The 13,544-nt window shown below is 64.7% G+C and carries 13 protein-coding genes and 1 tRNA gene; 8 read left to right on the top strand and 6 right to left on the bottom strand.

The genetic code is table 11. From position 1 onward, the window contains the following. Positions 1-114: 114 nt before the first annotated feature. The 3 genes from ACF66B_RS12350 to ACF66B_RS12340 form a co-directional block, all read right to left on the bottom strand. On the bottom strand, positions 115-837 hold the full coding sequence (locus tag ACF66B_RS12350) for a PA1136 family autoinducer-binding transcriptional regulator (protein ID WP_392662764.1): 723 nt from the start codon (positions 835-837) through the stop codon (positions 115-117). Further along, positions 837-1,673 carry a glyoxalase III HchA gene (hchA, locus tag ACF66B_RS12345; protein ID WP_111429388.1) on the bottom strand — a complete coding sequence of 279 codons (837 nt, stop codon included), beginning with the start codon at positions 1,671-1,673 and terminating at the stop codon, positions 837-839. The genes ACF66B_RS12350 and hchA overlap by 1 nt, the downstream gene beginning before the upstream one ends. Positions 1,674-2,223: 550 nt before the next feature. Beyond that, positions 2,224-2,300, bottom strand: a tRNA-Pro gene (locus ACF66B_RS12340). Positions 2,301-2,442: 142 nt separating this feature from the next. Between ACF66B_RS12340 and ACF66B_RS12335 the strand changes: the two genes are divergently transcribed. Further along, the gene (locus ACF66B_RS12335; RefSeq protein WP_111429389.1) at positions 2,443-3,069 is read left to right on the top strand and encodes a TetR/AcrR family transcriptional regulator; all 627 of its coding nucleotides are present in this window, start codon (positions 2,443-2,445) and stop codon (positions 3,067-3,069) included. Positions 3,070-3,076: 7 nt separating this feature from the next. On the opposite strand, the gene ACF66B_RS12330 is transcribed toward ACF66B_RS12335, so the two are convergent. Further along, complete coding sequence (locus tag ACF66B_RS12330; RefSeq protein ID WP_111429390.1) at positions 3,077-3,838, bottom strand: ABC transporter permease; 762 nt, start codon at positions 3,836-3,838, stop codon at positions 3,077-3,079. A 144-nt stretch (positions 3,839-3,982) separates the two neighbouring features. Between ACF66B_RS12330 and ACF66B_RS12325 the strand changes: the two genes are divergently transcribed. Together ACF66B_RS12325 and ACF66B_RS12320 are read left to right on the top strand one after the other, a co-directional pair. Beyond that, positions 3,983-6,115 carry a 4Fe-4S binding protein gene (locus ACF66B_RS12325; protein ID WP_111429391.1) on the top strand — a complete coding sequence of 711 codons (2,133 nt, stop codon included), beginning with the start codon at positions 3,983-3,985 and terminating at the stop codon, positions 6,113-6,115. A 163-nt stretch (positions 6,116-6,278) separates the two neighbouring features. Further along, a complete protein-coding gene (locus tag ACF66B_RS12320; protein WP_162683217.1) occupies positions 6,279-6,914 on the top strand; it encodes a hypothetical protein in 636 nt (211 codons plus the stop codon). Positions 6,915-7,389: 475 nt separating this feature from the next. Here ACF66B_RS12320 and ACF66B_RS12315 read toward each other — a convergent pair whose 3' ends face one another. Together ACF66B_RS12315 and pedF are read right to left on the bottom strand one after the other, a co-directional pair. Further along, entirely contained in the window at positions 7,390-8,298 is a 909-nt protein-coding gene (locus ACF66B_RS12315) for a transporter substrate-binding domain-containing protein (RefSeq protein ID WP_111429536.1), read from the bottom strand. A gap of 21 nt (positions 8,299-8,319) precedes the next feature. Continuing rightward, a complete protein-coding gene (gene pedF / locus ACF66B_RS12310) occupies positions 8,320-9,024 on the bottom strand; it encodes a cytochrome c-550 PedF (protein WP_111429392.1) in 705 nt (234 codons plus the stop codon). Between the two features lie 170 nt (positions 9,025-9,194). Here pedF and ACF66B_RS12305 point away from each other — a divergent pair, with 170 nt between their 5' ends. The 5 genes from ACF66B_RS12305 (at position 9,195) to ACF66B_RS12285 (ending at position 13,538) form a co-directional block, all read left to right on the top strand. After that, a complete protein-coding gene (locus ACF66B_RS12305; RefSeq protein WP_111429393.1) occupies positions 9,195-10,361 on the top strand; it encodes an ABC transporter substrate-binding protein in 1,167 nt (388 codons plus the stop codon). Positions 10,362-10,364: 3 nt separating this feature from the next. Beyond that, the gene (locus ACF66B_RS12300; protein ID WP_111429394.1) at positions 10,365-11,333 is read left to right on the top strand and encodes a YVTN family beta-propeller repeat protein; all 969 of its coding nucleotides are present in this window, start codon (positions 10,365-10,367) and stop codon (positions 11,331-11,333) included. Positions 11,334-11,442: 109 nt separating this feature from the next. After that, entirely contained in the window at positions 11,443-12,162 is a 720-nt protein-coding gene (locus ACF66B_RS12295) for an ABC transporter ATP-binding protein (protein ID WP_111429395.1), read from the top strand. After that, positions 12,159-12,950: an ABC transporter permease gene (locus ACF66B_RS12290; RefSeq protein WP_111429396.1), complete on the top strand. Its 792-nt coding sequence runs from the start codon at positions 12,159-12,161 to the stop codon at positions 12,948-12,950. Before ACF66B_RS12295 ends, ACF66B_RS12290 begins: the two co-directional genes overlap by 4 nt. 51 nt (positions 12,951-13,001) lie before the next feature. After that, on the top strand, positions 13,002-13,538 hold the full coding sequence (locus tag ACF66B_RS12285) for a tetratricopeptide repeat protein (protein WP_111429397.1): 537 nt from the start codon (positions 13,002-13,004) through the stop codon (positions 13,536-13,538). The last annotated feature ends 6 nt before the right edge of the window (positions 13,539-13,544 follow it).

Genomic DNA, 13,544 nt, shown 5'->3' with positions numbered 1-13,544 from the left:
GTTTACCGCAGATCCGAATTCCGTCCGGATGGATAGAATAAATGCAAGGAGACATCGCAATTTCAATCTGGCCCGTAGCGCGTGTTCAGCGCCACTTGGCTGGTCTTTACGGAGTCACGCCAAGATCTCCCCGGTGCGGATCGCGACATGGATGGCTTGGGCCGTCGTGGTCACGCCGAGGCGCTTGCGGATGCGGCGCAGATGGTTCTCGATGGTTCTTTCCGACAATCCGAGCGTGTCGGCGATCTCGACATGGCGCCGGCCGACGGCAATCCATGTCAGAACCTCGCGTTCCCGATCCGTCAGCGCGGTGGCAGCAGGCTTGTTTGCCCCTTCCAGCCGCGCCCGCATCGCGACAAAGGCTGCGCGCGCGATGATCTCCAAGGCCAGCTGGGTATGAAATGACGTGTCGATGCGCAGGCCGCCGAAACTTATCGCTCCTTCCAAACCTGTCGGGCCGAACACTGGCACCTGAAGTCCATGCACTCCCCGCCCACGCGGATGCCGCACGATCCGGTAGCGTTCGCCCTCCGCATCCCTTGTCTTTGTCCAGAAGAACGACTCTCGGACCTCGGTGACATGCCGGTTGACCGGGCAGCGGCGCACATAGGCATCCGCATCGACGAATGAGCCATCCTCAAACCAATCGCCCTCAACCCAGTAGATGCGGTCGATGGGATCCTCGGCATTGGCGGACGCGGAAAATATCAGAAACCGGTCATATCCCATCGGGGCTGCGAAATCCCGGACCAGCACGCACAGCCTGTCCATGCTCTCTGCGCCCGCGAATGCGCGGGCGCAGGTAAATGCATCCTCTGCCGGGGCAGAGCGCAGCATCAACGCGACAACTCACCCAAAAGGGCCTTGGCAGCCAATTGGCCCAGGGCGTTGCCGGCAAGCGGGCTGTCCCCGGTCAGCAGCCTGCCATCCTGGTGAACCGCTCCTGTGATGTCGTCGTTCATCAGCTCGAAACCCTTGGCCTTCAGCTCTTCTCCGAATTTCCAGGTCAGATGGCCCGGCATGTAGCCGATATCCGGCGTCTGCGCGTCAAGCGAATCCGGGAAGGCGCAGATCTTCCGCCCGCGATAAAAATCGTCATCCTCGACAGCCAGGAATGCGGCAGGGCCATGGCACAGGGTGATGACAAAACGGTCCTCGGCCGCGGCCCATTTCAGCACGGCAGAGACATCCTCGCTTTCAGGCAAGCCGATCAGCGCGCCATGGCCGCCCGGGATGAAGATGGCGGCGTAATGCTGCAACCCCTCTGCGATCACGTTCGCAAGCTTCAGCGGCTGTTTGAACCGGGGATGGTATTTCGCAAACAGGCCTTTGATGTCCTCATCCTCGGAGGGCATCGCCCAGAACTCGAACTTGACGGGGTTCCCGGAGATCGTGGCAACATCGAAATCAAACCCGGCCCGGTCGAGATGGAACATCGGCGCGAGCGTTTCGACGGGATGGTTGCCGGTCGAGAAGAAGCTGCCATTGTCGGTCAGCAGATAGCGTTCATCCGCTCCGATCATCAGGATCTTCTTGTTGCCCTCATAGGGGGTCGGGTAATCGGCTCCCGACAGGTCAGATTTCGGAGAGGTAAACTGGCTCAGCGAATAAGCTGATGGGAAGAAGGCGTTTTCTTCCGCGGGATCCGGTTGCGGGGTCTTGTCGTCGCTCATGATACAATCCGTCTTTTTCCACACCCGAGTAGAGTAAGACCGACCCAGAAAGTTATCGATGAGGGATTTCCCTCAATGACGAGAGATACCTCTTGCGGACAGTGCGACCGAGCAGTTGAGGTCGTGACCTGACGCTCAGCGACTTTCCCATACCAGCTCACAGCGAGAAGGTGGCGTAGCTATACCTTCACAGCAAGCAGGTCTTTCTCGCTGCATACTGGGACGACACGGGCACCCGGAACTCTGATCGCAAGTAGGGTCGGTGAGCAGTCTAGGCGACTGGTTCGGGGATGGCAGTGTCCGATCCCCGACTATGAAATCGCCGAGCTTCTCATGCGAGGTCTCAAGGAGCGCATCAGTTTTACAGAGGGCAGCTTGAAGATTCCGTGATTATTGATGGTGCGCGACGGCAGTCTGGCCCCTTAGAGAGGGGACTTCGGTGATTGTAGTGCTGCGCCGCTGACCGTCCGCTTTGGGCAGGCTGACAAGCATGAGAGGCAGACTGCCTGACAGAAAAGGCAGAATTATGTGCAACCGAATACCGGGGAAATGGTCGGAGTGAGAGGATTCGAACCTCCGACCCCCTGCTCCCGAAGCAGGTGCGCTACCAGGCTGCGCTACACTCCGACTAGGGCGGGTCTTTAATCCAACCGTCCGGCCAGTGCAACGCCGATTCGCACCGCTCTTGCCGTGTGGTTACGGGGCCGGCCGGCGGCCGCATGCCACGCGCGGGCCTTGTCTCGTCGCAGGCCGCTGGATAGACCGGGGCATGAGAGAAACGTCGGACCAGGGACGGCGGCCCTACCACCACGGCAATCTGCGCGAGGCGCTGATCGAGGCGACCCTCGGGCTGATCGAGGCGAAGGGACCGCTCGGCTTCACGCTCGCGGAAGCGGCACGCCAGGCCGGCGTGAGCGCCGCCGCGCCCTACCGCCATTTCCGCGGCCGCGACGAGCTCATCGAGGGGGTCGCGCTCAAGGGCTTCGAGATCTTCGCCGACCAGCTCGAGGCGGCCTGGAACGATGGCCACCCGACATTGCTCACCGCCTTCTTCGCCGTCGGCCGCGCCTATCTCGATTTCGCCCGCAGGAATCCCGGCTATTACATCGCGATGTTCGAGAGCGGCGTCTCGATCGCCGGCAACCCGGATCTCGCGCGCGCCGCCGATCGCGCGATGGGGGTGCTGCGCGAGGCCGCCGAACGGCTCGCCGCGCACCTCCCGCCCGGCAAGCGCCCGCCCTCCGGCATGATCGCGAATCACGTCTGGGCGCTCAGCCACGGCGTCGTGGAGCTCTTCACCCGCGGCGCGCCCGGCGCCCGCGCGCCCTATTCCGCCGACGAGATGCTCGAGAGCGGCACGGCGATCTACCTCCGCGGCCTCGGCCTCATCTCCTGAACCCGCCTCAGTTCCGCGGGCCCGCCCGGCGCTCGAGCGGCTTCACGATCAGATACTCGATCGCCAGCATCACCACGACGAAGCTCAGCGAATAGGCGAGCACATGCGCCACCTCGAAGAGCTGGAAATAGAGGTGGATCTGGAACCCCACCCCGCTCGAGCGGCCGAGGAACTCCACCACCAGCACGATCTTCCAGATCACCGCGAGCCCGTTCCGCACGCTCGCCGCGAGGAAGGGCGCGAGCTGCGGCAGCAAAACGTGGCGGAAGCGCGTCCAGCGCGACAGCCGGTAGACCTGCGCCATCTCCGCGATGCCGCGGTCGAGCACCAGCATCCCCTCGCGCACCGTCACCGCCACCATCGCGATCTTGTTGATCGAGACCGAGGTGATCGCCGCGACCTCGTTGAGCCCGATCCAGAGATAGCAGAGCACGATCACCACGAGCGCCGGCAGATTGAGGAAGACCACCACCCAGGGGTCGGCCCAGCGATTGAAGCGCGGCCAGGCCCCAAGCGCCATGCCGAGCGCCGTGCCCAGCAGCATCGAGATGAAGAAGGCCGCCGCGACCCGCAGGAGCGTCACCGAAACGTGGTGCAGCAGCGCGCCCGAAAGGAATTCGGCCTTCGTCACCTGCCAGACCTCGAGCGGCGAGGGCAGCACGGAGGGATCGCCCTTCAGCACCGAAAGCAGGGCCCAGAATGCGATGAGCGCGCCGAGCGACAGCACCATCACTCGCGGATCCGCCCGGTTTTCACGACCCCTGGCCATGCCTTGTCCTCCCGGCCGGCAGTCTTTCACGCCCCCGCGCCGCGAGCCATGGGGAATCCGGCCCCCCCGCTATCAGACCTTCGTAGAATACCTGTGCGCGGCCGCCTCTGGTTAGGTGCGGAAAAAACAGGGAGGAAATGGGAAATGCGCGCGCAGGTCTTCCTGGCCCCGCTGCTCGCCCTGCTGCTGTTCGCGGCAACGGGCGCGATGGCGCTCGAACGCGCGGATCTCGCCCCCTTCGTGAAGCCGCCGATGTCGATCGGCAAGGCCGTGAACGACAAGGGCGTCTACGAGCTGCTGAATTCCGGCGGCGCGCTCGCCGGCTATGTCTTCGAGACCGAACAGCTCGCGCCGCTTCCGGGCTTCTCCGGCGCGCCGATCAACGTCTTTGTCATGCTCGATCTCGACGGCCGCTTCCTTGATGTGAGGCTCATCTCACAAAACGAGCCGATCTTCGTCTCCGGCCTTGGCGAGGCGCCGTTCCGCAGGTTCTTCGAACAGTATCGCGGCCTCTCCATCACCGCGCCCATCGTCGTCGGCACCCAGTATGGCGGGCACGAACGCGGCGGATCGCTCGTCTACATCGATGGCGTCACCAAGGCGACCGCCAGCGTGCGCATCGCCAACGAAACCATCCTCGCCGCCGCCCTCGCCGTCGCCCGCGACAAGATGCAGGGCATCAAGTCCGGCCCCCCGGCGCGCCCCGACCCCGAACATGAGGAAGACCTCACATGGTCGGATCTCGTCGATCAGGGCCTCATTTCGCACCTCGAGGTGACGAATGCCGAGATCGGCGCGGAATTCGCCGGCACCCGCTGGGCCGATGACGATCCGGAGGCCGAAGCCGACCCGGAGGGCGTCTATCTCGACCTCTGGGTGGCCGATCTCGGCCCCGCCTCCATCGCCCGCACGCTGCTCTCCCCCGCCGCCCTGAAGGAGCTCGCGGCCTTCGAGGCGATCAGCCCCGATGACGAGCCGCTGCTGATGATCGACACCGGCCGCCACGGCCTCGTCTCGCCGGATTTCGTGCGCAACACCGCGCCCGACTGGATTTCCGCCACCCAGGACGGCCTGCCGGTGGCGCTCCGCGATGCCGACATCTTCGTGAGCCTCGCCGACGACGTGCCCGCAGAGCTTCACGACGGCGCCGCGATGATCCTGCGCACCGACCGCCGCCTCGGCTTCGATCCCACCCGCGAGTGGCAGGTGGAGGTGAAGGCGGTGCGCGAGCACGGCATCTTCCAGCCCGAGCCGGGCTCCGTCACCCTCACCCTGCCGCACAGGACCGACGAACGCTTCTTCATCCGCGACGCGGCCCCGGTCGCCGCCCCCCCGTGGCTCGAGGCGCTCCGCAACCGCCAGACCGACCTCGTCCTGCTCGGCGCGGGGCTCGTCGGGCTCTTCGGCGTGCAGCTCTTCGGCATGCGGCGGCTCGCGGCCCACCCGCGCTACCCGCTGATCCGGCTCGCGACGCTCGCGGTCGTGCTCGGCTTCATCGGCTGGCATGGCCAGGGCCAGCTCTCCATCGTGACCCCGCTCGCCGCCCTGCGCGCGGCCCTCGAGGGCGGCAGCTTCGCCTTCCTGATCTACGATCCGTTCTCGCTGCTGATCTGGGCCTTCGTGCTGGTGAGCTTCGTGCTCTGGGGCCGCGGCCTCTTCTGCGGCTGGCTCTGCCCCTTCGGCGCGCTGCAGGAATTCGCCGACCGCCTCGGCCGCCTCCTGCGCCTGCCCCGGATCGAGCCCTCGCCGCGCTGGGATGCGCGGCTGAAGAAGCTCAAGTATGTCGTGCTCGCGGCCCTCGTCGCGACGGTCTTCCTCGCCCCCGCCGCGCTCGACAAGGCGGTCGAGGTCGAGCCCTTCAAGACCGCGATCACCGTCTATTTCGTCCGCAACTGGTATTACGTCGCCTATGCCGTCTTCTGGCTGGTGCTCGGCATGATGCTCTTCAAGGGCTTCTGCCGCTATGTCTGCCCGCTCGGCGCGCTGATGGCGCTCGGCGGCCTGCTGCGCGGGCGGAACTGGATCGCGCGGCGCGCGCAATGTGGCGCGCCCTGCCAGCTCTGCAAGGTCCGCTGCCGCTACGGCTCCATCGCGAAATCCGGCCGGGTCGACTATTCCGAATGCTTCCAGTGCCTCGATTGCGTGACGATCCACGACGATCCGGCGCAATGCGTCCCCCTGATCCTCGACGCCCGCGGCCGCCGCCCGGCCAACGCCCGCCCCCCTGGAAGCCCTCGCCCGACCACCCCCTCCGACGCCGGCGCCCTCCCGACCTGAGCGGCGGGTGGGTGCGAAGGTTTTAGGAAGGCCCCTGCTGAACTCCAAGCTCGAAGTGTCAGATCCTGCTCAATGTCGAGACCCACGCCATAGACTTTGAGCTAAAACGCCGTCAGAATTTATGAGACATTGTAAATTTATTAAGCCGCCAAAGGAGTGAATATTGCAGTTTCTGACAACGACAAATGTCTATGGCCCCGGTGACCACTATAAAGAAGCGTTTCTTGAAATAGTTAGGCAACCACCTGAAGGGGTAATCGTTTTAGACGGCAACGCAGGGCTGGGCGCAGACTGGCCCGCTGGAATTTGGAAGAGTATTGAGGGCGCGGCAGTCGCACTTGCTATACTATCGGCGCCGTCCACGATTAAGGACAATTGGCCAATCTGGAGAGATATTTTCGATAATATTGCACAAAAAATAATGCAATTTCATGGTGAATATAGAATTGATCGAGACAGTGCTCAGATCATTGCGATGCATCACGCGGTCGATAACTTCGGAATAGATCCGCATCGCCTCTCCATCCATATGGCAATACGTCATTACTATACGGCAGCAGCTGGATATCAAGATCTACTCCTAGAAGATCGCGTCGATATGGATTGGAGTGAGGACGGTGAGATCGGTTCAGAAGCATTTTCACGTGGTGTGCGCAGCAACGAGGAAGCGGCTCGCCAGGCCCGATGCCGATATATTTTTGGGATAGAAGATCAAGCCAAATGTATCACAATAGTAGTTGAGCAAGACGGAATAATTTCAATGTCAAAAGAGATGAATATGTGTAGTGACTGGAAATGATTTTCTCTTTATTTTTATGTAGACATAAATATTATATGAATAATATTGAGATAAGACGCGGAGAACAGGTAGCAAGGATCTCAAAGATTTGATCTAATCTCCCAGAAGCAATGATGTTTAAGTGGCAGAAAACTCGTGATTCTTCCAAAATTCCGCCGCTCACGAATAGTATAGCGCACACCACTTCCGTCGAACCTTTCCGGGTCAGATGCCAATCGCCCCGACGCAAAAGCCAGATCTGCCCCTCTGCATCGGGCGTAATTCCCCCCGCCCTCAAACGGCCAATGCCGCCCCCTCTCAGGGCGGCATTCATGATATGTTAACTACGAAAATCCAGCAATTTCAAAGGGGATTTCGGATTTTCACGGTGAAAAGGCCGCCTTTCACCGTGAAAATCCCCGCCCGCTTCGCGGCGTCCGGCCCCGGTTTTGCCACCCCGGCCAGGGAGGGGACCCGGGGCGTGCGGGGCCGGAGCTCAGCGCTCCGCGGGCGGTCGATAGCCGAGGCCGTGGGCCTCATAGATTGCCGCGATCCGGCCATCCGCGATCGCCGCGCCGATGGCATCGTCAATCGCGTATCCGAGGTCGCGGTGGCTCGTGTGAACCGCGACCCCGAGCGTCCAGGTTCCGATCGAGAAGGCCGGCAGCGGCGGCGAATGCACCCCGATCGTGTCGGTTGCCGCGGCCTGAAGCTGGCCGAGCGGGCCCATGGCGGCGTTGACCTCGTGATTGGCGAGCGCCTTCATCGCCGCTTCCATGGTCGGATAGCGGTGGATGTTGGGGTTGGCCTGCTGGCCGAGCAGGTTCGTGAGGTAGAAATCCGCGATCGAGTCGTTCTCCACCGCCACCGTGTCGTAGCGGAAATAGGCCGGAACCGGCGGATCGTCGGGATAGTGGTCCTTGTCATAGGCGACCGCGATGCTCTCGGTCGCGTATTGCCCGGTGAAGACGACCTGATCCACCCGGCAGGCGAAATCGCTGTCATAGGGCACGCGCATCATCACGTTGGCGACCTTGCCCCCCACCACCGGGCCCTTCCAGACCCAGTTGCGGAGGTCCGCGTCGAGCGTCTCGCCCGCCTGGACCAGCCGGAAGCGCGCCTCGACCCCGAGATCCTCGGCGATGATCCGGCCGATCTCGACGTCGATCCCCGCGGCCTTGCCGTCCTTCTCGTAGGAATAGGGCGGGAAATCCTCATAGAGCGCGATATCGATCCAGCCGCGCTCGCGGATCTCGTCGAGGGTCTGACCCACATAGTCGCGGCTGGTATTCTGCGGCTTGGGCTCCGGCACGTATCCCTCGCACCGCGCCGCTGCCGGCCCCGCCGCCCCGAGGGCCGCGAAGATCGCGGCCGCAACGGTTGCGGCGGAAAGCCTCTGAAACAGGGACCGCACGGCGGCGCCCCTCTACTGCGCCACGGGCAGGCCGACGGTCAGCGTCTCCGCCGCGGCATGATAGGAGGCGGGCGTGTCGCCGATCTGGTGCGCGGCGCGGAAGGCGATCGAATCCGCGACCGGAGCGCCCGAGAGCGTGTCGATCTGGCTGGCGATCTCGGTGAGCTTCTCCTTGATCGATTCCGCTTCCGGCGAGGGGGTGTCGGCCTTGGCAAGCTCCATCAGCTGGTCGCGGATCTCGTTCAGTTCGGGATAGAACTCTTCGAGCGTGTCGCCGTCGGGGCGGGTCTCGATATAGGTGCGGATCGCCCAGCCCGCCTTCTGGCCGAGGATCTCGCCGAAGGCCGGCATCATCGTCGTGCCGTTCTGGGTGTAGCCGAACTGGAAGCGCTCGGCGAACCACTCGTCGCCGTATTCCTCCGCCTCGAGGAAGCGCAGGTCGGGGGCGAGACCGCCCGAAATCGCCTCGAGCCCGTGGCAGCGCGCGCAGTTCTGGTTGAACGCCGATCCCCCGATGCGCACAGCCGTGGTCCAGACGTCGTCGCCCATGTCGCGATAGGGGTTCTCGGTGAGCCACTCCTCGCCCACGTCGGGCAGCGCGTCGGTGTTGACGGGCTGCGGAGTGACATCGCCATGGGCGAAGGCCAGTCCGGTTGCGGCAATGAGCCCCGCTGCAGCGAGCGACAGGCTGGCGGTGATGATGCGGGGTGCAGGCATTCGCTTCCCTCCCTGTTTCTGGTCGTCACCGGGGTAATATGACGGCTGCACCGGGTGGCGATATTGGACATTCGTTCAAGAGCCGCGGCATCTGGCGCAACGGATGCGGCACCAAGGTCGTATTCGGCGGAATGACGCGCGCAGATACTGTCCGGCCCGGGAGGAATACCATGCGTCTCGATCACCTGTTCGCCGGGCTCTGCTGGCTCTGCGCGGCCCCCGCTCTGGCCGATGTCTCGCTGCATGCGGTCTATCTGCGCCAGGAAACCGTGCCGCCGCCAACGCTCTCCAATCTCGATCCGGTCCCGGAGGATCTCGGGGTCGCCGGCGTCGAGCTCGGGCTTGCCGACAACCAGACCACCGGCCGCTTTCTCGGCCATGACTACACGCTCGAGATCGTCTCCGTCGCGCCCGAGGGCGACTTTCTCGCCGGCGCGCGCGAGGCGCTGGGGAAGAGCGATTTCGTGATCGCCGATGCCCCCGCCAACGCGCTTCTGGCGCTCGCCGACCTGCCCGAAGCCGAAGGCGCGCTCCTCTTCAACGCCACCGCAGAGGACATGGCGCTCCGCGATTCCGACTGCCGGGCAAACCTCCTGCACACCGCCCCTTCCTATGCGATGCGGACCGATGCCCTCGCCCAGTTCCTCGTCTCGCGGCGCTGGACCAAGACCGCGATCGTGAAGGGGACGCAACCTTCCGACGAAGCCTATGCCGCGGCTCTCGAAGCCTCGATGGTGAAGTTCGGGCTCAAGCCCGGCCCGGTGAAGACCTGGGCGTTTGATGCCGACATGCGGCGCAATGCGAGCCAGGAAGTCCCGCTCTTCACCCAGGATTTCGGTGATTACGACGTGTTGCTCGTCGCCGACGAGATCGGCGATTTCGGCCGCTACATCCTCTACAACACCTGGGAGCCGCGCCCTGTCGCGGGCTCGGCCGGGCTGCGCGCCGAAACCTGGGCACCCGTCGTCGAGGCCTGGGGCGCCGCCCAGCTCCAGAGCCGCTTCACGGCGGCCACCGGCCGCGCGATGAAACCCGCGGATTACGGCGCCTGGGCCGCGATGCGCAGCCTCGGCGAAGCCGTCACCCGCACCGGCGCCAGCGATGTCGCCACCTTGCGAGACTTCATCCTGTCCGACGAGTTCGAACTCGCGGGCTTCAAGGGCCGCCCGCTCAGCTTCCGTCCCTGGAATGGACAGCTCCGCCAGCCGATGCCCATCGTCCATGCGGAAGCGCTCGTGGATCAGGCCCCCCTCGAGGGGTTCCTCCACCAGACGAACGAGCTCGATTCTCTCGGGCTCGACCGACCCGAGAGCGCCTGCCGCGCCTTCACGGAGTAACCTATGCCCCGCCTCATCCGAACCGCCCTCGCCGCCACGGCGCTCCTTTCCTCCGCGCCCGCCTGGGCCGAGGAGATCTGGGTCACCAACGAGAAGGACAACACGATCAGCGTGATCGACACCGCAACGCTCGAGGTCACGCGCACCATCCCGACCGGCGAGCGGCCGCGCGGCATCACCTTCTCCAAGGATTATTCGAAGGTCTATATCTGCGCCTCCGACAGCGACACGGTGCAGGTGATGGACCCGGAGTCGGGCGAGATCCTGCACAACCTCCCCTCGGGCGAGGACCCGGAGCAGTTCGTGCTCGCCCCGGATGACCGGCATCTCTACATCGCCAACGAGAACGACGCCGTCACCACCGTGGTCGATACCGAGACGCGCACGGTCGTCGCCCAGATCGACGTCGGCATCGAGCCAGAGGGCATGGCGATCTCGCCCGACGGCAAGGTCGCCATCACCACCTCCGAAACCACCAACATGGCGCACTGGATCGACACCGCGACCCACGAGCTTTTCGCCAACACGCTGGTCGACAGCCGCCCCCGCCACGCGGAATTCGCCAAGGACGGCACCGAGCTCTGGGTGAGCGCGGAGATCGGCGGCACGGTGACGGTCTTTTCGGCGGCCGATCAGACCGAGCTTGCCAAGATCCATTTCGAGATCAAGGGCGTGCACCCCGACCGCATCCAGCCGGTGGGCTTCGAGTTCACCGACGACGAGAAGACCGCCTTCGTCGCGCTCGGGCCAGCAAATCACGTGGCGGTCATCAATGCCGAGACCTACGAGGTCGAGGATTACATCCTTGTCGGGCGCCGGGTCTGGCACATGGCCTTCAACGCCGACAAGTCGCTGCTCTTCACCACCAACGGCGTCTCGGGCGACGTGACGGTGATCGATGTGAAAAGTCGCGAGCCGATCAAGACGATCAAGGTCGGCCGCTTCCCCTGGGGCGCGGCGCTCCGGCCCTGATACCGACCAAGGGATGGCGTGCCGGGGCTTGATCCCCGGCCGCACTGATCCGAGAGTGGCGCTCCGGTGGTGGGTGGCCGGAGAACCGCCCGGAAGGAAAGTCAGCCCCGTGAACGGCCTTGAAATCAGCGATCTCGGCTTCTCCTACGGCCAGAAACGCGCGCTCGACGGCGTGAGCCTTTCGGTCGAGCCCGGCGCGTTCTGCGCGCTGCTCGGGCCGAACGGGGCCGGAAAGAGCACGCTTTTCGGTTTGCTCACCCGGCTTTTCACCACACGGGAGGGCACGATCCGCGTTGCGGGCCACGACATTGCACGCGAGCCGCGGGCGGCCCTCGCGCGCATGGGCGTGGTCTTTCAGCAGCAGACCCTCGATCTCGACCTGAGCGTGCGGCGGAACCTCACCTATTTCGCGGCCCTGCACGGGCTTGGTGGCCGGGAGGCGGCCAGCCGGATCGACGCCGCCCTCGAGAAGCTCGACATGGGCGAACGCGCGAACGAACGGGCGCGCGACCTCAATGGCGGGCACCGACGCCGGACCGAGATTGCGCGCGCGCTGATCCACAAGCCCTCGGTCCTGCTGCTCGACGAGCCGACGGTGGGTCTCGACGTCGCCTCGCGTACCTCCATCGTCGAGCATGTGCACGGGCTTGCGCAGGACGAGGGCCTTACGATCCTCTGGGCCACACATCTCACCGACGAGGTTCGCGGCGGCGACCGGCTGGTGGTGCTTCACCGCGGCAGGGTGCTGGCCGATGGCACCGCGGCGGCGATCGCCGGGGGCGAAACGCTCTCGGACCGCTTCCTCGCCTTGACGGAGAAGGCCGCATGACGGGATGGCTGCTGGCACTTCAGGCGATCGTGACGCGCGAGGCTCTGCGCTTCGTCCAGCAGCGCGGGCGGTTCGTCGCTGCGCTGGTGCGACCGCTCGTCTGGCTTCTGGTCTTCGCGGCGGGTTTCCGCGCCGCCCTCGGGCTCTCGATCATCCCGCCCTACCAGACCTACATCACCTACGAAGTCTACATCGTGCCCGGGCTCTGCGGCATGATCCTGCTCTTCAACGGGATGCAGGGCTCGCTCTCCCTCGTCTATGACCGGGAGATGGGTTCGATGCGGCTCCTGCTCACGAGCCCGCTGCCGCGCGGATGGCTGCTCTTCTGCAAGTTGCTCGGCGGGACGGCGATCTCGATCCTTCAGGCCTATGCCTTTCTCGCCATTGCCGCCCTCTTCGACATCCGGATGCCGGCGATGGGCTATGTCTCGGTGCTGCCGGCGCTGCTGCTGGCGGGACTGATGCTCGGGGCGCTCGGGCTCGCGCTTTCCTCCTTCATCCGGCAGCTCGAGAATTTCGCAGGCGTGATGAACTTCGTGATCTTCCCGATGTTCTTCCTCTCCTCCGCGCTCTATCCCCTCTGGAAGATGGCGGAGAGCTCGCCGCTCCTGCGCGACATCTGCGCCGTCAATCCCTTCACCCACGCCGTCGAGATGATCCGGTTCGCGCTCTACATGCGCTTCGAGCCGCTCTCGATCGCGGTCACGCTCGGCGCAACGGCGGGTTTTCTTGCGCTTGCCCTCTGGGGCTACGATCCGGCGCGGGGCATGATGACGCGGAAGGGCTGAATTCGCCCGGAGGGCGTGCTAGGATCAGCCACTCACTCGAAGGAGCCCGACATGCGTTTTCCGATGCTCTGCCTCGCTGCCTGCCTTCCCGCGTCCGCAGCCCTTGCCGAGTCGGGGGGCGAGCTCAATCCGCCGGAGCTCGGGATGGACCGGGTGATGGAGAACATCCGCAACGGTCAGGCCGACATGATGACCTGCGCCTCGGGCTACTACATCACCAAGAAGGGCGAGCATGCGCTGGCCCGCGAGCTTTTCGAGGTTTGCGCCGAGCAGGGCTGGACGGGGGCGATGACCTGGATGAGCCAGCTTGACGACAACGGGCTCGGGGCGCCGGAGGACCCGGACGCGGCGACGGGCTGGAGCCGGCGGGCCGCGGCGGCCGGGGATCCGGTGGGGCAGTTCAACTACGGTCTCAGCCTGCTGCGCGGCCGGGGAACCCCGAAGGACGAGGCCCGTGGCCGGGCGCTGGTGGACGAGGCGGCGGCCGCCGGGCTTGATGTCGCCAAGCGGCTCAGGGGCGCGGGCTATGACCTCGACGAGGTCACGCCCGACGCCGACAACTGGAAATACGAACCGCGGCTCTATTGAAGGCGC

Origin of the sequence: Amaricoccus sp. B4 (genome assembly GCF_043226085.1) — a bacterium.
Classification (GTDB): Bacteria; Pseudomonadota; Alphaproteobacteria; order Rhodobacterales; family Rhodobacteraceae; genus Amaricoccus.
Note: the sequence above shows the minus strand (reverse complement) of the source record. Positions and strands in the feature narration are given on the sequence as shown.

What these genes read in the sequence shown, in the direction of transcription:
- ACF66B_RS12285 (WP_111429397.1), top strand. Translation starts at nt 13,002, where the DNA reads ATGCGTTTTCCGATGCTCTGCCTCGCTGCCTGCCTTCCCGCGTCCGCA.
- hchA (WP_111429388.1), bottom strand. Translation starts at nt 1,673, where the DNA reads ATGAGCGACGACAAGACCCCGCAACCGGATCCCGCGGAAGAAAACGCC.
- pedF (WP_111429392.1), bottom strand. Translation starts at nt 9,024, where the DNA reads ATGCCTGCACCCCGCATCATCACCGCCAGCCTGTCGCTCGCTGCAGCG.
- ACF66B_RS12325 (WP_111429391.1), top strand. Translation starts at nt 3,983, where the DNA reads ATGCGCGCGCAGGTCTTCCTGGCCCCGCTGCTCGCCCTGCTGCTGTTC.
- ACF66B_RS12335 (WP_111429389.1), top strand. Translation starts at nt 2,443, where the DNA reads ATGAGAGAAACGTCGGACCAGGGACGGCGGCCCTACCACCACGGCAAT.
- ACF66B_RS12300 (WP_111429394.1), top strand. Translation starts at nt 10,365, where the DNA reads ATGCCCCGCCTCATCCGAACCGCCCTCGCCGCCACGGCGCTCCTTTCC.
- ACF66B_RS12290 (WP_111429396.1), top strand. Translation starts at nt 12,159, where the DNA reads ATGACGGGATGGCTGCTGGCACTTCAGGCGATCGTGACGCGCGAGGCT.
- ACF66B_RS12350 (WP_392662764.1), bottom strand. Translation starts at nt 837, where the DNA reads ATGCTGCGCTCTGCCCCGGCAGAGGATGCATTTACCTGCGCCCGCGCA.
- ACF66B_RS12330 (WP_111429390.1), bottom strand. Translation starts at nt 3,838, where the DNA reads ATGGCCAGGGGTCGTGAAAACCGGGCGGATCCGCGAGTGATGGTGCTG.
- ACF66B_RS12305 (WP_111429393.1), top strand. Translation starts at nt 9,195, where the DNA reads ATGCGTCTCGATCACCTGTTCGCCGGGCTCTGCTGGCTCTGCGCGGCC.